Genomic DNA, 19,493 nt, shown 5'->3' with positions numbered 1-19,493 from the left:
AGCCAGTAGGCGAACATGTTCAGCCGCGGGAACGCCACGTCGGGCGCGCCGATCTGCAGCGGCATGATCCAGTTCGTGAAACCGGCGAACAGCGGGGTGGCGAACATCAGCAGCATGATCGTGCCGTGCATCGTGAACGCCTGGTTGAACTGCTCGTTCGACATGATCTGCAGGCCCGGCCGGGCCAGCTCGGCGCGCATCAGCAGCGCCATGACGCCACCGATCAGGAAGAACGCGAACGCCGTGACCAAGTAGAGCGTGCCGATCGTCTTGTGGTCGGTGGTCGTCAGCCACCGTACGGCCCTGATGTCTCTGATCCTCTTCACGCCCCGCCTGTGTCCGCGCCCCGCCCGTCGGTCACACTCGGACGGCGCGACGAGCGTCACGGAAGAAGGGTGTGACGATCCGGCCGGTGCCGGACACGAACCGAACATGAGCAACGACGAGATCTTCGCCGCTGCCTATCGCGAGCACTACTGGGCGGTCAGCCGCTATGTCGCCAGGCGACTTCAGGGGCCGGCCGGCGAGGTGGAGGAAGTGGTGGCGGAGGTGTTCACGGTCGCCTGGCGCCGCCGGGCCGACCTGCCCGGGGCACCGCTGCCCTGGCTGTACGGGGTGGCACGCAACTGCCTGGCGAACGCGGTACGCGGCTACGGGCGCCGACGCCGGCTGGTGGACCGCATCGGCAACGACGAGGCCGCGCACGGCCGGCACATCGTGGACAGCCCCGACGCGGAGGCCCCCGGCGCCTGGGTGCACGAGGCGCTGGACCGGCTCTCCCCGGCCGACCGGGAGGTGCTGCGCCTGGCCGCCTGGGAGGAACTCGGCGCCGACGAGATCGCGGTGGCCCTGGGCTGCGGCAGGCGGGCGGCGGCCATGCGCCTGCACCGGGCACGGGGTCGCCTGCGGGCCGAGATCGACCGGCTGCGTGCCCTGGTCCCGCATCCCGCGCCCACCACCGACGCGACCGTCCGTGAGGAGCACCGACATGGCTGACGAACTCGAACTCCTGCGCAGCGCCAACCCCGTGCCGGCCGGCGGACCCCACTTCGGCGACGGGCCGCTGGACCACCGTGCCGAGCGACAGCTGGAACGGCTGCTGCACGAGGCCCGCCCTCGGCGCCGTTTCCGGCCGCTCCCGCCGCTGCCCGGGCGTACCCCGCGCGCCCGGCTGCTCTGGGGCCTCGCCGCCACCGCCGTCGTCCTGGCGATCGCCGTCGACGCGGTGCTCGGCGGTCCGAGCACATCGCCGGCCGTCGCCGCGCCGCGCCCGCTGACCGTCCACGTCCACTCCACGCCCGTACCCCTGAAGGAGATGGTCGCCCTCGCCGACGCGTCGGCGGCGGGCGGCTCACCGGCCCTGCGCAAGGGCACACACGTGCAGTCGTGGAGCTTGGGAATGAGCGACGACAAACCGCCCGTCACCCTCCCCGAGGAACGCGTCGTGCGCTGGCGGGCGGACGACAGCCACACCGAGCTGGTCGTGGCGACCGACCCGCGCAGGCCGGGCCGCCCGGTCCTCACCGACGAGGGCGACACCCCTCACCTGGTGGCGGACGGCCATGTGATCAGCCGGACCACGTACCCGCCGATGTGGAGCGACGCCCCGCCCGAGGGAACGCCGCCGCACACGGCGGCGGCGCTGCGGGCCTACCTCACCGAGGTCGCGCGCCCCCAGGTCGACCGCGGCACCGCTGCACTGAGCACCGCCGAACTCCTCGACGCCGTCGCGGAACTGCTCGACCACTGGACCCCCGGTGCCCGTGAGTCGGCGGCCCTCGTCCGGCTGTTCGCGCAGGCCGAGGGGCTGCGGCCGGCCGGCGAGTTGACCGACCGCCTCGGCCGGCCCGGACAGGCCTACGTGTACGACACCGGCGGCATCCGGCACATGCTGATCCTGGAGCCGCGCACCGGTGCCGTCCTAGGCATGGAGAACACCTTCACCGAGGACGACCCGGAATACGGCGTGCGGGCCGGGGACGTCATGGGCTACAGCGCCTGGATGCGCTGATCACACCCCGAGCTGCCGGGCGGCGGCGGTCACGGTCTGCTCCAGCAGCGTGGCGATCGTCATCGGGCCGACACCGCCCGGCACCGGCGTGATCAGCGAGGCCCGCTCCACGGCCGAGTCGAAGTCGACGTCACCGACGTTGCCGGGGTTGTAGCCCGCGTCGATCACCACCGCGCCCGGCTTGATGTCCTGCCCCCGGATCAGGCGAGGCCGGCCGACGGCGGCCACGACGATGTCCGCCTCGCGGACCGCCGCCGACAGGTCCCGGGTGCGCGAGTGGCAGTACGTCACGGTCGCGTCGCGGGCGAGCAGGAGCATGCCCACCGGCTTGCCGAGGATGGCGCTGCGGCCCACGACCACGGCGCGCTTCCCGGCCGGGTCGACGCCGTACTCGTCGAGCAGCCGCAGGATGCCGCCGGGCGTGCACGACACGAAGCCCGGCAGCCCGAAGCTCATCGTGGCGAACGAGGCGAAGGTGACGCCGTCGACGTCCTTCTCCGGCGCGATCGCCTCGAACGCGGCCCGCTCGTCGACGTGGTCGCCCACCGGGTGTTGCAGCAGGATGCCGTGCACGCCCGGATCGGCCGACAACTCCCGCAGGGTTCCGACGAGTTCGTCGGTGGTCGTGGTGGCGGGCAGTGCCACGTGGCGGGACTCGACACCGGCCTTCCGGCACCGGTTCTGCTTCATCCGGACGTACGTCACGGACGCCGGGTCCGCACCGACCAGCACCGTGGCCAGACAGGGCGCGCCGCCCGTACGCGCGGTGAGGTCGGCGGCCTTCTTCGCGGTCTCCTCGACGATGCGGCGGGCCGGAGCGGTGCCGTCCATGAGCCGGGCCTGTGTCATCTGCACTCCTGGGCTGGTTGGCCTTCATCGCCCAGGCGCGCGGCATCCACCATGGACCGCTCCCCGGTGGTACTCCACCTCAGCGCCAGTCACGACCCGCCCACAGCGTAACCGAGCCCTCGAGCGGGGCTCTGGCCGCGTCCGGGGAACAGTTGATGTGAGCTGAGGGGAGCCGGTGCCGCGGAGTCCGTGGTGGGGCGCGGTTCGGGCCTCGAATCGGTGGAGTGGGTGCCGTTGCCGCCAAGTGGAGGGCGCGGGCGGCGCGCAGGCCGGGACCGGGGATGCGGGTGCCGGTCCCTGCCTGGGCCGCGGGCGATGGCTCAGGTCGTGCCCTGGGCGGTGGGGGCCGTGGTGTCTATGTCGAGGGCGTGGCTGGTGCTCGGGGCCGGAGCCTCGGCAGGTGGCGCCGTGGGGTCCTCACCGGCGAGGAAGGCGGTGGCCGTGGCCTCCAGGCGGGCGGCGCCGATGGCGTTGGCCCAGCGGGCGATCTCCGTCGTGATGGCGCGGGCCCCCGCCTCGTCGCCCGCGTCGCGTGCCAGCACCGCCAGCAGCAGCTGCTGGGAGAGGGTGCCGGGCACCGTGCCGGCCCCGGCGCCCAGCGCGGTGGCCCGGCGCCAGCGCTCGCCGGCCCGCTCGTGGTCGCCGGCGTCGTGGTCGTGGTCGCCGAGGTGCCGCAGGGCCTCACGGGCCAGCAGGTCGTCCGCGCCGTCCTCCGCGGCCCGCAGCGCGGCCGCGTAGTGCGTGGCGGCGGCCGGCCGGTCGGCGAAGTGGTTGTCCGCGATCAGCCCGCGGTACATCGCCGCCCAGCCCCGGCGCACCTCGTCCGGGGCCCGGTCGTGCAGGTCCCGAGCCCGGTCGCGGAGGGCGGCGAGCGCTTCGGGGTCCTTGCCGAAGGGGCCGATCCGCAGGCTGCCATGGACGAGGAGCAGCCGGCCGTAGGTGTGCCTGAGACCGAGGAAGTCCGTGTCCCAGTCACCGTCCGGGAACTCCTTCCCGGCCGCCTCGATCCACTCGGCCGCGGTGTCCGTCCCGGCGAACCAGTCGCGGTCCAGCGCGACTTCGGCCGCGGTCCGGGCGATCCGGGCGCGGTCGGCGGGCTCCTGGGCGGTGGCCGAGGCCAGCAGCCCCGCGGCCCGCTCCCAGCGGCCCGCGACGCTCAGTTCTCGTACAGCGGCGAGGAGTTCATCGACATCTATGAAGAGGTGCGCGGCAAGGGTCATGGCGGGCAAGGTAGTTATGCGAAAAACGATCCACAAGAAAACCACTGCGGGAGGCAGACAGTGCAGGACTCGGTGGACCGGCACGTGGCCGTCTGGGCGCGCGAACTGGACTGGCTGGACCCGGTCAGGGAGGCGATCGTCGCCCGGCTGGCGATCCTCGCCCGGCACACCGCCCAGGCCCGCCGGGACGTGCTGGACACCGACGGCCTGAAGTACTGGCAGTACAAGGTGCTGTTGATGCTGCGCAGGTCCGGGCCGCCCTACGAGTCCAGCCCCTCGCGGCTCGCCGACCGGCTCGGGCTGACCCGGGGCGCGCTGTCGGCGCGGTTGGGGCCCATCGAGGAGGCCGGGCTCATCACCCGTACCCACGAGACCGGCGATCGCCGGCGCGTGCGAGTACGGCTCACCGGGGCCGGGCACGCCGCGTTCGAGACGCACGCGGCAGCTGAGGACGCGGGTGAGGGCGCGCTGCTCTCAGCACTGAGCGAAGAAGAACGGCGGACACTCGCAGACCTGCTGCGGAAACTGGTCCTGGCCGCCGAGGGCGTGGCGGACGCGCCCGCCCCAGCCCCGCCCGAGCCGAGAAGGTCCAGGTCAACCGGGAGGTGACCTGGACCCTCGCGACCTTCCTCCCTACTCGTCCCATGCCTGGATCAGGATCTGTTCGGCGATCTTCCCGTCACGCAGCGTGATCATCGACTCGGCGAGGACGCGGGTGCCGTCGCCGTACTCGCAGGACTCGGTGAACGCGGCGTGGTCGCCCTGCACGACGCACTGGTCCAGCTTGTGCGTCATGTCGCGCTTGTAGACGTCGTCCAGCAGCTCGGCTATCTGTCCCCGGCCGTGCAGGACCTTGGGGTGGCTCGGCTGGGTGTTGCGGTCGATGATGCGGATCTCCGCGTCGTCCGCGTAGAGGGACAGCAGGGTGTTCCCCGTGTTCCCCTCTATCGCCCGGCGCAGCGTCTCGGTGTCGAAGGTGGAGCCTGTCGCGGTGCCCATGGTGACCTCCTTCAGGCGCCCGCGGCCCGGCGGGGAGCGGGCCGCCCGGACCCCACATTCGAGACTCCTCCGCCCCGGCGGCCTCGGCAAGCGCAGGGGCCGTGCTCCGCCTGACGAGTGAGCGCCGCCCGGCGGCCGTGTCCGACCGGGGGGAACCGCCGTTGCTGAGGGCATGATCTCAACACGACGCATCGTCGCCGCCGTCGGTCTGGCCGTCGGGGTCACGGGTCTCGCCGCACCGCTGGCCAACGCGGCCGGCGCGAGCGCACCGCACACCGGGCGGATCAACCCGATGACCACGCTGGACTCGCTCGCCGTCAGCGACATCCCGGAGCAGTACCAGGCCCGGATGCCGCGGGTCTCGGACCAGCTGCGCCCGATGAACCGGGTCGGCGAACTGAACCGGCTGAACGAACTGCACCAGGTCACCGACCTCGCCGCCCCCGCCACCGGCCTGCTGCCGGCCGTCCACGCCTGACCCGCCCGCGGATCCGAGGGGCCGCCCGGCCGGGGCGGCCCTCACCTACGCGTCCGTGCCACCTCGGCGACCAGGCGCGATCAGCGGGATCCGCAGACCACGCCCGCGAACGGCGCGGCCCGTCGGCGTGCCCCGCCCGGCGGGTAGTTGGCCCGCGCATTGATCGACGCGGCCGTCCGGCACGACAACCACTTCCTCGACATGATGGAGGAGCGGACGGACGAGCCGAGCGCCGATCGCGCGTAGGGTCGGTTCGGCAGACACATCGAGGAAAGGGCCAGGCCATGGCGCAGGAAGTACGCGGCGTGATCGCACCGGGGAAGGACGAGCCCGTACGGGTCGAGACGATCGTGGTCCCCGACCCGGGACCCGGCGAAGCCGTCGTACGCGTCCAGGCCTGCGGCGTCTGTCACACCGACCTGCACTACAAACAGGGCGGTATCTCGGACGACTTCCCCTTCCTGCTCGGCCACGAGGCCGCCGGTGTCGTGGAGTCGGTCGGCGAGGGCGTCACCGACGTCGCCCCCGGTGACTTCGTCGTCCTCAACTGGCGTGCCGTCTGCGGCCAGTGCCGTGCCTGCCTGCGCGGCCGGCCCTGGTACTGCTTCAACACCCACAACGCCACGCAGAAGATGACCCTCGCCGCCACCGGGCAGGAGCTCTCCCCGGCGCTCGGCATCGGCGCCTTCGCCGAGAAGACGCTCGTCGCGGCCGGACAGTGCACCAAGGTCGACCCGGCCGTCTCCCCGGCCGTGGCCGGGCTGCTCGGCTGCGGTGTGATGGCCGGCATCGGCGCCGCCCTCAACACCGGGAACGTCGGCCGCGGCGACTCCGTGGCCGTGATCGGCTGCGGCGGCGTCGGTGACGCGGCCATCGCCGGATCGAACCTCGCCGGCGCGGGGCGGATCATCGCCGTGGACATCGACGAGCGCAAGCTGGACAAGGCCCGCGCCCTGGGCGCCACGCACACCGTCAACTCCAAGGAGACCGACCCGGTCGAGGCCGTCCGCGAGCTGACCGGCGGCTTCGGCGCCGACGTCGTCATCGAGGCGGTCGGCCGCCCCGAGACCTACAAGCAGGCCTTCTACGCCCGCGACCTCGCCGGCACCGTCGTCCTGGTCGGCGTGCCCACCCCCGAGATGAAGCTCGAACTGCCCCTGCTGGACGTCTTCGGGCGCGGCGGCGCGCTCAAGTCCAGCTGGTACGGCGACTGCCTGCCCTCCCGGGACTTCCCGATGCTCATCGACCTCCACCTGCAGGGCAGGCTGCCGCTCGACGCGTTCGTCACCGAGACCATCCGACTGGACGAGGTGGAGCAGGCGTTCGAGCGGATGCACCAGGGCGACGTGCTGCGCTCGGTGGTGGAGCTCTGATGACCGTACGCATCGAACGTCTCGTCACCTCAGGGCGGTTCACCCTCGACGGCGGCACCTGGGACGTCGAGAACAACGTGTGGATCGTCGGCGACGAGCGGGAGGTGATCGTCATCGACGCCGCGCACGACGCCGAGGCGATCGCCCGCGCCGTGGACGACCGGCGGCTGATCGCGATCGTGTGCACCCACGCCCACAACGACCACATCGACGCGGCCCCCGCCCTCGCCGACCTCACCGGCGCCACCATCTGGCTCCACCCCGACGACCTGCCGCTGTGGAAGCTCACCCACCCCGACCGCGACCCCGACCGGCACCTCCAGGACGGCCAGGTCATCGAGGCCGCCGGCGCCGACCTGACCGTCCTGCACACGCCCGGTCACGCGCCCGGCGCCGTCTGCCTGTACGACCCCGGGCTCGGGACCGTCTTCACCGGCGACACCCTCTTCCAGGGCGGCCCGGGCGCCACCGGACGGTCGTACTCCCACTTCCCGACGATCATCGACTCCATCCGCGACCGGCTGCTCACCCTCCCGCCGGAGACCAAGGTGCTCACCGGACACGGCGACTCCACGACCATCGGGGCCGAGGCACCGCACCTGGAGGAGTGGATCGAACGCGGGCACTGATCCGGGTCCCGGCCGTACGATCACGGCCATGACCACCAACACGCTCGAAACACTCCACGACGTGCCCGTTCTGCGCTGCGCCCCCGAAGGCCCCGTCCTCGACAGCGAGGGCGCGGCCCTCGATCTGATCGGTGACGCGCTGGGGCAGGGTGCGGAACTGGTCGTGGTGCCCGTGCAGCGGGTCGCGGACGAGTTCTTCCGGCTGCGGTCGGGCGTCGCCGGCGCGGTCGTGCAGAAGTTCGTGACCTACCGGCTGCGGCTCGCCGTCGTCGGCGACATCTCCCGGCACGTCGACGCGAGCGACGCACTGCGGGACTTCGTGTACGAGTCGAACCAGGGCCGCCAGCTCTGGTTCGTCACCGACCACCAGGACCTGGACGGCCGGCTGCGCCGCTGAGAAAAGGCGACAGTGGATGTCCGGCTTTCCCGTGAGAGTGGACGACGATGAGAGTCGTACCGCACGGGAGGTCGGACATGTCGGGTCCGTTGCAGGGCAGGGTGGCGCTGGTCGCAGGGGCGACCCGGGGCGCCGGGCGGGGCATCGCCGTGGAACTCGGCGCGGCCGGCGCCACCGTGTACGTCACCGGACGCAGCACCCGCGCCCACCGCTCCGAGTACGACCGCCCCGAGACCATCGAGGACACCGCCGACCTCGTCTCGGCGGCCGGCGGACAAGGCATCGCCGTCCGCGTCGACCACCTGGAGAAGTCCGCGGTGCGGGCCCTGGTGGAGCGCATCGCGGACGAGCAGGGCCGCCTGGACGTCCTCGTCAACGACATCTGGGGCGGCGAGAAACTCTTCGAGTGGGACGCGCCGGTGTGGGAGCACGACCTCGACAACGGGCTCAGGCTCCTCCGGCTCGCCGTCGAAACGCACGCCGTCACCAGCCACTTCGCGCTGCCGCTGCTGCTGCGCCGGCCCGGCGGCCTGGTCGTGGAGGTCACCGACGGCACCGCCGCCTACAACCGCGACACCTACCGCGTGAACCTCTTCTACGACCTCGCCAAGACCTCCGTGCTGCGCATGGCCTTCGCGCTCGGTCACGAACTCGGCCCGCGCGGCGCCACCGCGCTCGCCCTGACCCCCGGCTGGCTGCGCTCGGAGATCATGCTCGACGCCTTCGGCGTACGCGAGGACAACTGGCGCGACGCCCTCGACCGCGAACCGCACTTCGCCATCTCCGAGACCCCGCGCTACGTCGGCCGCGCCGTCGCCGCGCTCGCCGGCGACCCCGACGTGTCCCGCTTCAACGGGCAGTCCCTCTCCAGCGGGGGCCTCGCCCGGGTGTACGGCTTCACCGACCTCGACGGCAGCCGGCCCGACGCCTGGCGGTACCTCGTCGAGGTGCAGGACGCGGGGAAGCCGGCGGACGTGACCGGATACCGGTGAAACCGGGACCGCGCGGCCCTACGGTCACCCCATGACCGATCTCAAGCGCTTCGCAGGACACGGAGTTCTCGTCACGGGCGCGGCCCGCGGCATCGGCGCCGCCACCGCACGGCGGCTCGCCGAGGAGGGCGGGCAGGTGCTCGTGACCGACCGGGACGCGGCCGAGGCGGAGTGGACCGCGGCCGGACTGCGCCGGCTCGGCCTGACCGCCGAGGCGTTCGCCTGCGACGTCGCCGACCGGGACTCCGTCGAGGCGGCGGTGGCCCGCGCCGTAGACGCCTTCGGCTCGCTCGACGTGCTGGTCAACTGCGCGGCCAGCTGCAGCCCCGACGTGCCGCTCTTCGAGGACGACCCGGACGAGACCTGGGCCCGCGACCTCGACATCACCCTCACCGGCGCCTACCGCTGCTGCCGGGCCGCGCTGCCCCATCTCGCGGCCTCCGGACGCGGCGCCGTCGTCGGCGTCGGATCCGTCAACGGCCTGCAGGACTTCGGCAACCACGCCTACAGCGCGGCCAAGGCCGGCCTCGCCTCCCTGACCCGGACCCTGGCCGGGCACGCCGCCGTCCGCGGGGTCCGGGTGAACCTCGTGGCACCGGGCACGGTCCGTACCTCGGCCTGGGACGGGCGCGACGACGAACTCGCCGCCGTCCGTGCCCTCTACCCGCTCGGCCGGGTCGGCGAACCCGGGGACATCGCCGCCGCGGTGGCCTTCCTCGCCTCGCGCGACGCCGCCTGGATCACCGGCACCACCCTCGTGGTCGACGGCGGACTCACCGCCGTGCACACCGGGTTCAGGGCCGCACTGCGGCAACGGTGAGCCATCAGGGGGCGGTTGCGGCGAGCACGTCCAGGACCCGGCGCGTGTCGGCCTCGGTGGTGCGCCAGTTGCTGAACGCGGCCCGCAGCGCGGGCACCCCGGCATACACCGTCGGCGTCAGATACGCCTCCCCGGACTCGGCGACCGCCCGGGCCAGCGCGTCCACCCGCTCCTGCCCGGGCCGGTCGGCGGCGAGCGTGAAGCACACGACGTTGAGCCGCACCGGGGCCAGCAGGCGCAGGCCCGGCAGGGCGTCGACCCCCTCGCCCAGCAGTCGGGCGAGGGCCACGTTCCGCTCGACGATCTCGCGGTGCCCGGACCGCCCGTAGGCCACCAGGGAGAACCAGGCCGGCAGGGCCCGCAGCCGCCGGGAGTTCTCCGGGGTGAGGTGCAGGAAGTCGGGCTCGCCGGTGGGCGGGCCCAGGTACGGCGAGGCGTTGTGGAACACCGCCACCTGCAGGTCGCGGCGCCTGGTGAACTGGACGGCCGCGTCATAGGGCACGTTGAGCCACTTGTGCAGGTCCACACAGACCGAGTCGGCCGCGTCGAGTCCGTCGAGCAGGGCGGCGTACGCGGGGGAGAGGGCGGCGAAGCCGCCGAACGCGGCGTCCACGTGCAGCCAGAAGTCGTGGCGCTCCTTCAGGGCGGCGATCGCCCGCAGATCGTCGAAGTCGACGGTGTTCACCGTGCCGGCGTTCGCGACGACGACCGCCGGCCGCCCACCCAGCTCCGCGAGCGCCGTGTCCAGCGCGGCCACGTCCACGGCCTCCCGGTTGCCCGGCAGCAGCGGCACCCGCCGCAGCCGGTCCCGGCCCACGCCCAGCACCGACAGGGCCTTGGCGACACTGGAGTGCGGGCTGCCGGAGAGCACGTCCACCGGGCCGAGCGCGGCCGCGCCCGCGCGGGAGACGTCCACTCCGAGCCGTTCGCCGAGCCACTCGCGGGCGATCGCAAGACCGACCGTGTTGGACGCGGTAGCCCCGGTCACGAACGCCCCGCTGTGCGCCTCGCCCAGCCCGAACAGCTCCCGCAGCCAAGCCACGGTCTCCCGCTCCAGCTCCGCGGCCCACGAGCCGCCCGCCCCGGCGACGTTCTGGTCGAACGCGGACGTCAGCCAGTCCCCGGCCACCGACGCGGGCGTGGCGCCGCCGGTGACGAAGCCCAGATACCGGGGCCCGGCCGAGCCGGAGAAGCCCGGCGACCACCGCTCGGCGAACCGCGCGAGGGCGCCCGCGCCGCCCACTCCCTCGTCGGGCAGGGGCGCGCGCCTGGGCGCCCGCCCGGCTGCTGCGACCGGCCGCTCGGCCAGGCCGGCGACCTCGCGCGCGGCGAAGTCGCGGGTGGACTGCAGGAGTTCGGGAAGCCGGGAGAGATCCTCGGCGAGTGTGCGGTGCATGAGCCGCAGCGTAGGGCCACGGGGGAGTCGTACGCCTGGTCCACTTGGGGGAAACTGGACCGGTGGAGACAGGTTTCGTCGCCGCGCTCGGCGACTGGCGCGCCCGCTCGGGCCCCCTCGCCCGCTCCCTCGCGACGGCGGTGCGCGAGGCCGTCGTCGACGGCCGGCTCCCGGCCGGCGCCCGCCTGCCCTCGGAACGGGAACTCGCCCGCACCCTGCGCCTCAGCCGCGGCACGGTCGTCACCGCGCTGACCCTGCTGCGCGACGACGGCTGGCTCGCCACCCGGCACGGCAGCGGCAGCGTCGTCCGCCTGCCCGCCCGGCTCACCGAGCGCACCACCCCCTGGTCCCAGGACCGGGGCGGCGCCCCCGACGCCGACCTCGACCTCACCCTCGCGGTCACCGCCGCACCCCACGAGGCCTACCTGGCCGCGCTCGCCCGCGCCGCCGGGCGCAGCGCGGCCCTGCTCGTCGACTCCGGTGTCACGGGTGCGGGCCTGCCCCGCCTGCGCGAACTGCTCGCCGACCGCTACACCCGCGGCGGCCTCGCCACCCGCCCCGAGCAGATCCTCGTCACCGCGGGCGCCCAGGCGGCCCTCAGCCTGCTCTGGACCACCTGCACACCGACCGCCGGTCCCCCGTCGTCGTGGAGAACCCCACCTACCCCGGCGCCCTCGCCGTCCTGCGCGCGCGCCGCACCCGCCTGCTGCCCGTCCCCGTCACGGCACTCGGCGGCTGGGACACCGCCCGCCTCACCGACGCGGTACGCCACGACCGGCCCCGACTCGCCTATCTGATGCCCGACTTCCACAACCCGACCGGCGCCCACATGGACCCGCCGACCCGCCGCACGATCGCCTCCCTCGCCGACCGGTACGGCCTGACCGTCCTCGCCGACGAGACGATGCGCGACCTGGACCTGAGAATCCCGCCCGGCACCGAACCCCACCTCGCCGGGGCCCGGGTGGTCCAGATCGGCTCGGCGAGCAAGGTCCTGTGGAGCGGCCTGCGGATCGGCTGGATCAGGGCGGACGCCGACCTCGTACGACAGTTGCGGCGCGGCCCGCTCCAGGCGCAGCTGTCCCCGCCCCCGCTGGAACAGCTCATCGCCGCCGAACTCCTCGGCGCACCGCTCCCGGACCTGCTCGCAGACCGCAGGGACCGGCTGCGCGCCCAGCGCGACCACCTCGCGACGCTGCTCGCCGCGACCGGATGGACGTACACCGTCCCCGACGGCGGCCTGACCCTGTGGCTGCGCCTCGGGGACGGCGCGAGCGCCACCGACCTCGCGGCCCGGGCCGCCGCACGCGGACTCGCGGTGACCCCCGGACCGCACTTCGCCGCCGACCGCGCCACCCTCACCCGGTACCTGCGCCTGCCGTTCACGGCGACCGAGGAGACGCTGACACGGGCGGTGGACGTGCTGACGGAGTGCGCGCGAGCGGCGCGCTGACGTACCGTGCCGCGGTGGACCTCTTCTCACGCTCGTGGACGGCGTTGCGCTCGGCGGTCGCCGAACTCGCGGACGAGGACTTCGACCGGCCGTCGGGATGCACCGGCTGGCTCGTGCGGGACCTGGTCTGCCATCTGGTCATCGACGCCCAGGACGTCCTCATCACCCTGGTCACGCCCGCCGAGACCGAACCGACCGTGGACGCGGTCACCTACTGGCAGCTCGTCGAACCACCCACCGGCGAGGACCCCCTCGACGCGCTGATTCCCCGGCTGGCCGCCGCGTACGGCGAGCCCCGGCTGCTCAAGTTCCACCTGGACGACGTCGGTTCCGCCGCTGGCCGCGCCGCCGCGCTCGCCGATCCCGCCGCCCGGGTCGCCACCCGTGACGAGGTGCTGACCGCCGCCGACTACCTGTCGGCGTACGTGCTCGAATGGACCCTGCACCACCTCGACCTGATCGCGCATCTGCCGTCGGCCGCGGAGCCGCCCGCCGAGACCCTCGCGGCGGCACGCGCGTCGCTGGAGAAGATCGCCGGGACCCCGTTCCCCGCCTCGTTCCCCGACCGGGACGTGCTGCTGATCGGCACCGGCCGCCGCACACCGACCGACCCGCAGCAGGCCGCCCTGGGCGACGCCGCCGACAGGCTCCCCCTCATCCTCGGCTGAGCGGCCCGTACCCCGCCGGCCGGCCGCGCGGCGACGAAGTTCACCGTTTCGTCACAGCCTGGCCGGAACCACAACCGTCGGGCACCCGCGCAGGTCTAGTAGGCCGAAGTCGCGGGAATCGCGAAGAGAACCACCCGGGGGAGGCCCTGGGGAAAAAGGGGAGAAGGGGAAGAAGCCGACATGGGGGACATACGCAGACGAGGTGCCGTCGCGCTCGGTGTCACCGGGCTGGTGGCGCCGCTCACGCTCGCCTTCACCGCGGCACCGGCCCAGGCCGCGAGCTGCACCACGCAGGCGGGGCCGTATCAGAAGCAGGTGGAGAAGTTCCTCGGCCGCCCGGTCGACGGCAAGCAGTCCGCCACCGACTGCAAGGCCATCCAGGCCTTCCAGAACAAGCACGGCATCACGCCCGCCGTGGGTTACGCGGGTCCCGTCACCTGGGGCGTGATGGACCTGATGAACAAGCAGAAGGCCGTGGGGAGCAATCCCAACAAGGACGGCAAGTGCCCGGTGAACAAGGGCCGGATCGCCTGCGTGAACCTCACGCTCCAGCTGAGCTGGATCCAGGACGGCAGCAGGCTCGTCTACGGGCCCGTGCCGGTGCGCACCGGCCGTGACGGCTACGAGACCCGCACCGGTCTGAAAAAGATCTACTGGCGGGACATCGACCACGTCTCGAACATCTACAACGTGCCGATGCCCTACAGCCAGTTCTTCGACGGCGGCCAGGCCTTCCACTCGGTGAACCTCAGCATGTGGAACCCGCCGGGTTCGCACGGCTGCGTCAACATGACCACCACCACGGCAAAGAAGTACTGGTCGCTGCTGAAGACGGGTGACGACGTCTTCGTGTACGGCCGCAAGCCGGGCACCTGAGCCGCCACGGGCACCCGGCCCCCGAGCGCCCGGGGGCTCAGCTCCCGGGCGCGTCCCCGAAGTCCGGGATCTCCAGCCGGACCCCGCCCTGCCGCGCGGAGTCGTGCGCGACGATGCCCGGCAGGGTGTAGCGGGCTGCCACCCACGCGTTCACCGACGGCAGTGCGCGCGAGTTGACGGCGGTCACGAAGTCGTCCACCAGGAAGTGGTGGCTGCCCTCGTGTCCGTTGTGGAGGTGGTCGAACTCCCGCGGCAGCCGCGCCCGGTCGTGCACCGGCGCCGAACCCGAGGTGAAGGCGGCCCGCAGCTCCGGCGCGATGTGCCGCAGCGACGGATCGTCGGGCGCCAGGGTCGGCTTGGGCTCCAGCAGCTCGCTGATGTCCTTCACGCCGTTCTTGTCCTGCCACAGCGCCACCGTCGCCAGCTGCTCCATGCTGGCCTCCGTGCCGAAGAACCGGAAGCGGGACTCGCGTATGTGCGAGGGATAGCCGACCCGCCGGAACTCGTTCGTGCGGAACGAGCCGCCGCCCGCCACCTCGAACAGCGCGGTCGCGTTGGACATGTCGTTGCCGAACTGACTGACCGAACGGTCGAAGACGCCGTCGTCGCGGTCGTCGCGCACGCCGATCGCCGACACGCTCACCGCGTGCGTCCGCCAGGCCCCGAGCACCCCGCCCACCGAGTGCGTCGGGTACAGCAGCGGCGGATAGCTGGCGGTCGCCTTCCAGTTCTCGCCGCCGCTGTAGCGGTAGGCGTCGTAGAAGCCGAGGTCCATGTCGTGGACGTAGTCGCCCTCGGCGTAGAACAGCCGGCCGAAGGCGCCCTCGGCGATCTGGTTGCGGGCGTGGACTGTGGCCGGGTTGTACTGACTGGTCTCGCCCATCATGTACGTCAGCCCGGTCGCCCGGACCGCGTCGATGATCGCGGCCGTCTCCTCGACGGTGATCGCCATCGGCACCGCCGAGTACACGTGCTTGCCCGCGCCCAGGCCCGCCAGGACCAGCGGGCCGTGGGTCCAGCGCTGCGTGAAGATCGCGACCGCGTCCACGGCCGGCGACTCCAGCATGGCCTCGTAGGACGGGAAGGTGCCCGTGAGCCGCTGCGCGGCCGCGAGCCGCTCGGCCCGCTCGGGCAGCAGGTCGGTGACGTAGACGTCGCCCACGCCCGGGTGGGCCTGGAACAGCGTCGCGAACTGGCCGGAGAACTGGCCGGCGCCGACGATACCGAGGGAGAAGGTCATGCGCGTTACTTTCACGTCGGAAGAATCAGTCCGTCAAGAGGGTGGTCACCGTTGCGCTTGGCGCGACCGTGTCCCAGTAGAGTGTGCATGTTACTTTCGACTCAAAAGAAACGCAGAGGTCGGACCTCATGACCAGTTGGCTGCCGCTGAGCCCGGGTGAGCGCTCCGTCGCGATCGAGGTCCTCGTGCACGGGCCGCTGTCGCGCACCGAGCTGGCCCGCCGCCTGGACCTCTCGCAGGGCAGCCTGACCCGGCTGACCAAACCGCTCATCGAGTCCGGCCTCCTGGTCGAGGTGGCCGAGGCGGGTGCCTCGGCGGAGGTCCGCCAGGGCCGGCCGTCGCAGCCGCTCGACATCGTCGCCGAGTCCCGTTCCTTTCTCGGCTTCAAGATCGCCGAGGACATGGTCTACGGCGTCGTCACCACCCTGCGCAGCGACGTCGTCACCCGCCTCGACCGGCCGCTCCCCGGCCGCGACCCCGCGGGCGTCGCCGACCTGCTCGCGGAGATGACCGCCGAACTGGCCGCCCGCCATCCGGCGCTCGCCGGCATCGGCATCGGAGTAGGCGGCCTCGTGCGCGGACGCGCGGTGGTGGGCGAGTCGCCCTTCCTGCACTGGCGGGACGTTCCGCTCGCCGAGCTGGTCCGGGAGCGCACCGGGCTGCCGGTGGTCGTGGAGAACGACCTGGCCGCCCTGGTCGAGGCCGAGACCTGGTTCGGGGCGGGCCGGGGACTCGACCGCTTCGTGGTCCTGACCATCGGCGCCGGCATCGGCTACGGGCTGGTGCTGGGCGGGAAGCGGGTGCCCTGTCCCGAGGACGGCCGCGGCTTCGGCCGGCACTGGATCATCGACCCGCACGGCCCGCTCACACCGAGCGGCGAACGCGGCAGCGCCGTGTCCCTGCTCACCATCCCGAGCATCCGCTACCAGATCCAGGCGGCCACCGGCCGCGACGCCGGCTACGAGGAGATCCTCGCCGGCGCCGCCGCGCGCGAGCCGATGGCCTCCCGGGTGATCGACGAGGCCGCCCGGGCCCTGGGCACACTGGTCGCGCAGATCGCCAACTTCGTGATGCCGCAGAAGATCCTGCTCGCCGGCGAGGGCGTCGGCCTCATGGATGTGGCGGGGGACACGGTGCGGGCGACCCTCCGCGGCCACCGGCATCCGTCGGCCGCGCCGGTCGACCTGGAGACCAAGGTCTCCGACTTCCACGACTGGGCGCGCGGTGCGGCGGTACTGGCCATCCAGGTGCTCGTACTCGGAGCGGCGCGGGACTGAACTTCCGCCCCCGCTCGGCTCATTGACGTGATGAGTAACACGGTCCGATATGTCCATATCGGGGGTACTTACTCACAACGCCTTCACGTCCAGCGGCATATGCTTCACAGCATGTCCACCACTGTTGAAGCCGCCTCCGAGCGATCGGCCGCGGAGGTCAACGAGGAGATCAGGGCCCTGTGGCGCCGGTCGGGCGGGACACTGACCAGCGAGCAGCGCGCGGAGTACCAGCGCCTCGTGCTGGAGTGGGCCGCAGCGGCCCCGCAGCCGCACCGGGCGGCCTGAAACCGGCCGGCGGACCACCGCCGAAGCGTCCGGGCACCCGTGAGCCCACGGGTGCCCTTCTCATAGGACCTCCCAGCAGCCGAACGGCTGCCGGCCTTTCTCGTCAGCTCTCGTCAGCCCCACGTGGCCGAGTAGTACCGCTGGTACGCCTTGCGGTCCTGCTCGGCGCGGAAGTAGCGGGTGGCGACGAGCGCGATCAGACTGCCCGCGATCACCAGCAGCCCGGGACCGACGTTCCGGGTGTCCGTCAGCCGTGCCAGCAGCGTCTGCCCCTCGGCGGCGCCCGTGACCGGTGCCGAGGAGCCCGGGGAGGCCGCGCTCGGCGCCACCGAACCCTGCCCGGCCGGTGCGGACGGTGCGGGGGAGGACGGGGCGTTCTGCGCACCGCCGGCGTTCTGCGCCGACACGATCAGCCGGACGTTCAGCGCCGCCATCGCCTTCGTCACCGGCTGGAAGAACGTCGTACCGCCCGTGGTGCAGTCGCCGCTGCCGCCCGAGGTGACGCCCAGCGCCACGCCCTCGGAGAACAGCGGGCCGCCGCTGTCGCCGGGTTCGGCGCACACGTTGGTCTCGATCAGTCCGGTGACGGTGCCCTCGGGATAGTTCACGGTCGCGTTCAGCGCGCTCACCTGGCCGTCGTGCAGACCGCTGGTGCTGCCGCTGCGGAACACCCGCTGCCCCACCGCCGGATCGGCCACCCCGGTGATCCGCACACCCTTGCCGCCGCCGATCGCGACCACGTCGGCGCCGTCACCGGCCTTGCCGGAGTTGTACTGGACGAGCGAGAAGTCGTTGCCTGGGAAGGTGCTGCTGACCGTCCTGCCCAGCTGCTGGTTTCCCTGGTTGTCGGCGAACCAGGTCGATCCGGACGGCCCGCAGTGGCCGGCGGTGAGAATGAAGTCGGTCTGCCCGTTGGTGACGTTGAACCCCGCCGAGCAGCGGCCGCCCGTGGACAGGATCGGCTGCGCCCCGTTCAGCCGCGTCGTGAAGGTGCCCTGCGTGCGCTCCATGTGCACGAAGCTGCCGATGCCGGAGGCGACTTGGGTCATCCGGGACCAGTCGGACGCCGACACCGTGCGGTCCGCCTGTACCACGACCCGGTTGGTCCGGTAGTCCACCGACCACGCGGTGCCCGCCACCCGGGGCGCCGAACGCAGCGTGGCGGTGGCCGACTTCAGCTCGTTCATGCTGTGCGACACGAGCTTCGCCTCGGCCCCCGCCCGCCGCACGGTCCGTGCCGTCTCGGAGTCGGTCACCGCAACGACCGGACGCCCGTCGCCGCCGATCCAGTTGCCCGCCGTCCGCGCCGAGCCGAGCCGCGCCACCAGCGCGGCTCCGGTGTCACCGGTCGTCCCGGCCGCACGCAACGCTCTGGCGGACGCCGGGGGAGTCTCGCTCGCCATGGCCGCCTGAGCGACCATCCCGCCTCCCAGGAGGAGTCCGCCGACCGCCGCCAGCCGTGTCACTCGCCGGACGACCCGTCGTCGTGCGTGCCTCATGCATGGCTCCCGAACCCCGAACGCGCGATGCCCGGCCGGCACCGCGGGGCCCTCCGGTCGTCGAGCGCCCGACCGTGAGTACGTGCCCCGGCCCGGTGGCGTTCACGACGGCGGTGATCCTCTCGGCCCGGGCGCGGGGTCAGTTCTTGCGGGCCACCCCGCCGAACATGGCGACCTCCTCGGGCTCGGCCCCGTGGCCGTTGTCCGGCCGCCAGCGCGAGCAGGACACCACGCCCGGCTCCAGCAGCTCCAGGCCGTCGAAGAACCGCGTGACGTCCTGCGGGGTCCGCTGGGTCAGCTTCGGAGTGCCGTGCTCGTTCCAGAACTTGACCGCCTCGTCCACGTCCGGCATCGACGGACTGGTGATCGTGTGCGACAGCACCAGATGACTGCCGGACGGCAGCCGGTCCGTCAACTGCCGTACCAGTCCGTAGGGGTCTTCGTCGTCACCGATGAAGATGACCACGCCGAGCAGCATCAGCGCGACCGGCTGACTGAAGTCGATCGTCTTCGCCGCGTGTTCGAGGATCGCGTCGACGTTGCGCAGATCCTCGTCCAGATAGTCGGTACGGCCCTCGGGCGTGCTGGTGAGCAGGGCACGGGCGTGCGCGAGGACGAGCGGGTCGTTGTCGACGTACACGATCCGTGTCTCCGGCGCGATGCGCTGCGCGACCTCGTGCGTGTTGTCGGCTGTGGGCAGCCCCGTGCCGATGTCGAGGAACTGCCGGATGCCGAGATCGCCGACCAGGTGACGCACGGCCCGGCCCAGGAACAGCCGGTCGGCCCGCGCGTACTCCCCGATGCCCGGGTGCAAGTGGCGGATCTGGTCGCCGGCCGCGCGGTCGACCTCGTAGTTGTCCTTGCCGCCGAGCCAGTAGTTCCATATCCGGGCCGTGTGCGGCTGGCTGGTGTTGATGCGGGCGCGCAGCGACACGGCCACGTCGTTCGTGGCTGCCGGGTTGTCGGTCACGTGGGTCAGCTCCTGGATGACTGATGAGAGGTGCGCCGGTTCAAGACGCAATCTAGACGCC

General features: G+C 72.7%; 23 protein-coding genes and 1 riboswitch. Of the genes, 15 read left to right on the top strand and 8 right to left on the bottom strand.

Annotated features, from left to right (window positions below):
* Positions 1-326 (bottom strand): cbb3-type cytochrome c oxidase subunit I (locus AC07CM_RS20290; RefSeq protein ID WP_478877783.1); only part of this gene is annotated, 326 nt, incomplete at its 3' end.
* A 106-nt stretch (positions 327-432) separates the two neighbouring features.
* On the opposite strand from AC07CM_RS20290, the gene AC07CM_RS20285 reads away from it, so the two are divergent.
* A complete protein-coding gene (locus AC07CM_RS20285; protein WP_478877782.1) occupies positions 433-996 on the top strand; it encodes an RNA polymerase sigma factor in 564 nt (187 codons plus the stop codon).
* Positions 989-2,011, top strand: a complete 1,023-nt coding sequence (locus tag AC07CM_RS20280; RefSeq protein WP_478877781.1) for a CU044_5270 family protein — start codon at positions 989-991, stop codon at positions 2,009-2,011. Before AC07CM_RS20285 ends, AC07CM_RS20280 begins: the two co-directional genes overlap by 8 nt.
* On the opposite strand, the gene AC07CM_RS20275 is transcribed toward AC07CM_RS20280, so the two are convergent.
* Together AC07CM_RS20275 and AC07CM_RS20270 are read right to left on the bottom strand one after the other, a co-directional pair.
* Positions 2,012-2,860: a bifunctional 5,10-methylenetetrahydrofolate dehydrogenase/5,10-methenyltetrahydrofolate cyclohydrolase gene (locus AC07CM_RS20275; RefSeq protein ID WP_478877780.1), complete on the bottom strand. Its 849-nt coding sequence runs from the start codon at positions 2,858-2,860 to the stop codon at positions 2,012-2,014.
* Between the two features lie 22 nt (positions 2,861-2,882).
* A riboswitch (ZMP/ZTP riboswitch) is annotated at positions 2,883-2,963 on the bottom strand.
* A 217-nt stretch (positions 2,964-3,180) separates the two neighbouring features.
* Positions 3,181-4,080 carry a hypothetical protein gene (locus tag AC07CM_RS20270; protein WP_478877779.1) on the bottom strand — a complete coding sequence of 300 codons (900 nt, stop codon included), beginning with the start codon at positions 4,078-4,080 and terminating at the stop codon, positions 3,181-3,183.
* Positions 4,081-4,140: 60 nt separating this feature from the next.
* On the opposite strand from AC07CM_RS20270, the gene AC07CM_RS20265 reads away from it, so the two are divergent.
* Positions 4,141-4,689 (top strand): MarR family winged helix-turn-helix transcriptional regulator, encoded by a 549-nt coding sequence (locus tag AC07CM_RS20265; protein WP_478877778.1) that lies wholly within the window; start codon positions 4,141-4,143, stop codon positions 4,687-4,689.
* A 24-nt stretch (positions 4,690-4,713) separates the two neighbouring features.
* Here the strand turns inward: AC07CM_RS20265 and AC07CM_RS20260 are convergent, their stop codons facing one another.
* Entirely contained in the window at positions 4,714-5,079 is a 366-nt protein-coding gene (locus tag AC07CM_RS20260; protein ID WP_478877777.1) for a nuclear transport factor 2 family protein, read from the bottom strand.
* Between the two features lie 172 nt (positions 5,080-5,251).
* On the opposite strand from AC07CM_RS20260, the gene AC07CM_RS20255 reads away from it, so the two are divergent.
* The 6 genes from AC07CM_RS20255 (at position 5,252) to AC07CM_RS20230 (ending at position 9,768) form a co-directional block, all read left to right on the top strand.
* The gene (locus tag AC07CM_RS20255) at positions 5,252-5,557 is read left to right on the top strand and encodes a hypothetical protein (protein WP_478877776.1); all 306 of its coding nucleotides are present in this window, start codon (positions 5,252-5,254) and stop codon (positions 5,555-5,557) included.
* 284 nt (positions 5,558-5,841) lie between these two features.
* On the top strand, positions 5,842-6,930 hold the full coding sequence (locus AC07CM_RS20250) for an S-(hydroxymethyl)mycothiol dehydrogenase (protein WP_478877775.1): 1,089 nt from the start codon (positions 5,842-5,844) through the stop codon (positions 6,928-6,930).
* Positions 6,930-7,559, top strand: a complete 630-nt coding sequence (locus AC07CM_RS20245) for an MBL fold metallo-hydrolase (RefSeq protein ID WP_478877774.1) — start codon at positions 6,930-6,932, stop codon at positions 7,557-7,559. Before AC07CM_RS20250 ends, AC07CM_RS20245 begins: the two co-directional genes overlap by 1 nt.
* A gap of 28 nt (positions 7,560-7,587) precedes the next feature.
* Positions 7,588-7,956: a DUF4180 domain-containing protein gene (locus AC07CM_RS20240; RefSeq protein WP_478877773.1), complete on the top strand. Its 369-nt coding sequence runs from the start codon at positions 7,588-7,590 to the stop codon at positions 7,954-7,956.
* 77 nt (positions 7,957-8,033) lie between these two features.
* A complete protein-coding gene (locus AC07CM_RS20235) occupies positions 8,034-8,948 on the top strand; it encodes an SDR family oxidoreductase (protein ID WP_478877772.1) in 915 nt (304 codons plus the stop codon).
* Between the two features lie 31 nt (positions 8,949-8,979).
* Positions 8,980-9,768 carry an SDR family NAD(P)-dependent oxidoreductase gene (locus AC07CM_RS20230; protein ID WP_478877771.1) on the top strand — a complete coding sequence of 263 codons (789 nt, stop codon included), beginning with the start codon at positions 8,980-8,982 and terminating at the stop codon, positions 9,766-9,768.
* Between the two features lie 4 nt (positions 9,769-9,772).
* On the opposite strand, the gene AC07CM_RS20225 is transcribed toward AC07CM_RS20230, so the two are convergent.
* Positions 9,773-11,164 carry a pyridoxal phosphate-dependent decarboxylase family protein gene (locus AC07CM_RS20225; RefSeq protein ID WP_478877770.1) on the bottom strand — a complete coding sequence of 464 codons (1,392 nt, stop codon included), beginning with the start codon at positions 11,162-11,164 and terminating at the stop codon, positions 9,773-9,775.
* Positions 11,165-11,226: 62 nt separating this feature from the next.
* Here AC07CM_RS20225 and AC07CM_RS20220 point away from each other — a divergent pair, with 62 nt between their 5' ends.
* From AC07CM_RS20220 to AC07CM_RS20205, 4 genes are all read left to right on the top strand, one after another.
* Positions 11,227-11,961 (top strand): GntR family transcriptional regulator, encoded by a 735-nt coding sequence (locus AC07CM_RS20220; RefSeq protein ID WP_478877769.1) that lies wholly within the window; start codon positions 11,227-11,229, stop codon positions 11,959-11,961.
* Positions 11,847-12,617: an aminotransferase class I/II-fold pyridoxal phosphate-dependent enzyme gene (locus tag AC07CM_RS20215; protein WP_478877799.1), complete on the top strand. Its 771-nt coding sequence runs from the start codon at positions 11,847-11,849 to the stop codon at positions 12,615-12,617. Before AC07CM_RS20220 ends, AC07CM_RS20215 begins: the two co-directional genes overlap by 115 nt.
* 14 nt (positions 12,618-12,631) lie before the next feature.
* Positions 12,632-13,285, top strand: a complete 654-nt coding sequence (locus AC07CM_RS20210; protein WP_478877768.1) for a maleylpyruvate isomerase N-terminal domain-containing protein — start codon at positions 12,632-12,634, stop codon at positions 13,283-13,285.
* A gap of 180 nt (positions 13,286-13,465) precedes the next feature.
* Entirely contained in the window at positions 13,466-14,161 is a 696-nt protein-coding gene (locus tag AC07CM_RS20205) for a L,D-transpeptidase (protein ID WP_478877767.1), read from the top strand.
* A gap of 37 nt (positions 14,162-14,198) precedes the next feature.
* Here the strand turns inward: AC07CM_RS20205 and AC07CM_RS20200 are convergent, their stop codons facing one another.
* On the bottom strand, positions 14,199-15,401 hold the full coding sequence (locus tag AC07CM_RS20200) for a Gfo/Idh/MocA family protein (RefSeq protein WP_478877766.1): 1,203 nt from the start codon (positions 15,399-15,401) through the stop codon (positions 14,199-14,201).
* Positions 15,402-15,529: 128 nt separating this feature from the next.
* On the opposite strand from AC07CM_RS20200, the gene AC07CM_RS20195 reads away from it, so the two are divergent.
* The gene (locus tag AC07CM_RS20195) at positions 15,530-16,678 is read left to right on the top strand and encodes an ROK family protein (protein ID WP_478877765.1); all 1,149 of its coding nucleotides are present in this window, start codon (positions 15,530-15,532) and stop codon (positions 16,676-16,678) included.
* Between the two features lie 99 nt (positions 16,679-16,777).
* Entirely contained in the window at positions 16,778-16,963 is a 186-nt protein-coding gene (locus AC07CM_RS20190) for a hypothetical protein (RefSeq protein WP_478877764.1), read from the top strand.
* Positions 16,964-17,076: 113 nt separating this feature from the next.
* On the opposite strand, the gene AC07CM_RS20185 is transcribed toward AC07CM_RS20190, so the two are convergent.
* Together AC07CM_RS20185 and AC07CM_RS20180 are read right to left on the bottom strand one after the other, a co-directional pair.
* Positions 17,077-18,462, bottom strand: coding sequence for a S1 family peptidase (locus tag AC07CM_RS20185; RefSeq protein WP_478877763.1), 1,386 nt, complete (start codon positions 18,460-18,462; stop codon positions 17,077-17,079).
* A gap of 139 nt (positions 18,463-18,601) precedes the next feature.
* Positions 18,602-19,432: an SAM-dependent methyltransferase gene (locus AC07CM_RS20180; RefSeq protein ID WP_478877762.1), complete on the bottom strand. Its 831-nt coding sequence runs from the start codon at positions 19,430-19,432 to the stop codon at positions 18,602-18,604.
* Between the last annotated feature and the right edge of the window lie 61 nt (positions 19,433-19,493).

The sequence above is a fragment of the Streptomyces sp. NPDC044061 genome (assembly GCF_056434305.1).
The sequence above is the reverse complement of the archived record's forward strand: the minus strand, read 5'-3'. Positions and strand labels throughout refer to the sequence as shown.

What these genes read in the sequence shown, in the direction of transcription:
- AC07CM_RS20255 (WP_478877776.1), top strand. Translation starts at nt 5,252, where the DNA reads ATGATCTCAACACGACGCATCGTCGCCGCCGTCGGTCTGGCCGTCGGG.
- AC07CM_RS20270 (WP_478877779.1), bottom strand. Translation starts at nt 4,080, where the DNA reads ATGACCCTTGCCGCGCACCTCTTCATAGATGTCGATGAACTCCTCGCC.
- AC07CM_RS20195 (WP_478877765.1), top strand. Translation starts at nt 15,530, where the DNA reads ATGACCAGTTGGCTGCCGCTGAGCCCGGGTGAGCGCTCCGTCGCGATC.
- AC07CM_RS20250 (WP_478877775.1), top strand. Translation starts at nt 5,842, where the DNA reads ATGGCGCAGGAAGTACGCGGCGTGATCGCACCGGGGAAGGACGAGCCC.
- AC07CM_RS20285 (WP_478877782.1), top strand. Translation starts at nt 433, where the DNA reads ATGAGCAACGACGAGATCTTCGCCGCTGCCTATCGCGAGCACTACTGG.
- AC07CM_RS20240 (WP_478877773.1), top strand. Translation starts at nt 7,588, where the DNA reads ATGACCACCAACACGCTCGAAACACTCCACGACGTGCCCGTTCTGCGC.
- AC07CM_RS20245 (WP_478877774.1), top strand. Translation starts at nt 6,930, where the DNA reads ATGACCGTACGCATCGAACGTCTCGTCACCTCAGGGCGGTTCACCCTC.
- AC07CM_RS20185 (WP_478877763.1), bottom strand. Translation starts at nt 18,462, where the DNA reads ATGAGGCACGCACGACGACGGGTCGTCCGGCGAGTGACACGGCTGGCG.
- AC07CM_RS20200 (WP_478877766.1), bottom strand. Translation starts at nt 15,401, where the DNA reads ATGACCTTCTCCCTCGGTATCGTCGGCGCCGGCCAGTTCTCCGGCCAG.
- AC07CM_RS20260 (WP_478877777.1), bottom strand. Translation starts at nt 5,079, where the DNA reads ATGGGCACCGCGACAGGCTCCACCTTCGACACCGAGACGCTGCGCCGG.
- AC07CM_RS20235 (WP_478877772.1), top strand. Translation starts at nt 8,034, where the DNA reads ATGTCGGGTCCGTTGCAGGGCAGGGTGGCGCTGGTCGCAGGGGCGACC.
- AC07CM_RS20280 (WP_478877781.1), top strand. Translation starts at nt 989, where the DNA reads ATGGCTGACGAACTCGAACTCCTGCGCAGCGCCAACCCCGTGCCGGCC.
- AC07CM_RS20275 (WP_478877780.1), bottom strand. Translation starts at nt 2,860, where the DNA reads ATGACACAGGCCCGGCTCATGGACGGCACCGCTCCGGCCCGCCGCATC.
- AC07CM_RS20205 (WP_478877767.1), top strand. Translation starts at nt 13,466, where the DNA reads ATGGGGGACATACGCAGACGAGGTGCCGTCGCGCTCGGTGTCACCGGG.
- AC07CM_RS20190 (WP_478877764.1), top strand. Translation starts at nt 16,778, where the DNA reads ATGCTTCACAGCATGTCCACCACTGTTGAAGCCGCCTCCGAGCGATCG.
- AC07CM_RS20225 (WP_478877770.1), bottom strand. Translation starts at nt 11,164, where the DNA reads ATGCACCGCACACTCGCCGAGGATCTCTCCCGGCTTCCCGAACTCCTG.
- AC07CM_RS20230 (WP_478877771.1), top strand. Translation starts at nt 8,980, where the DNA reads ATGACCGATCTCAAGCGCTTCGCAGGACACGGAGTTCTCGTCACGGGC.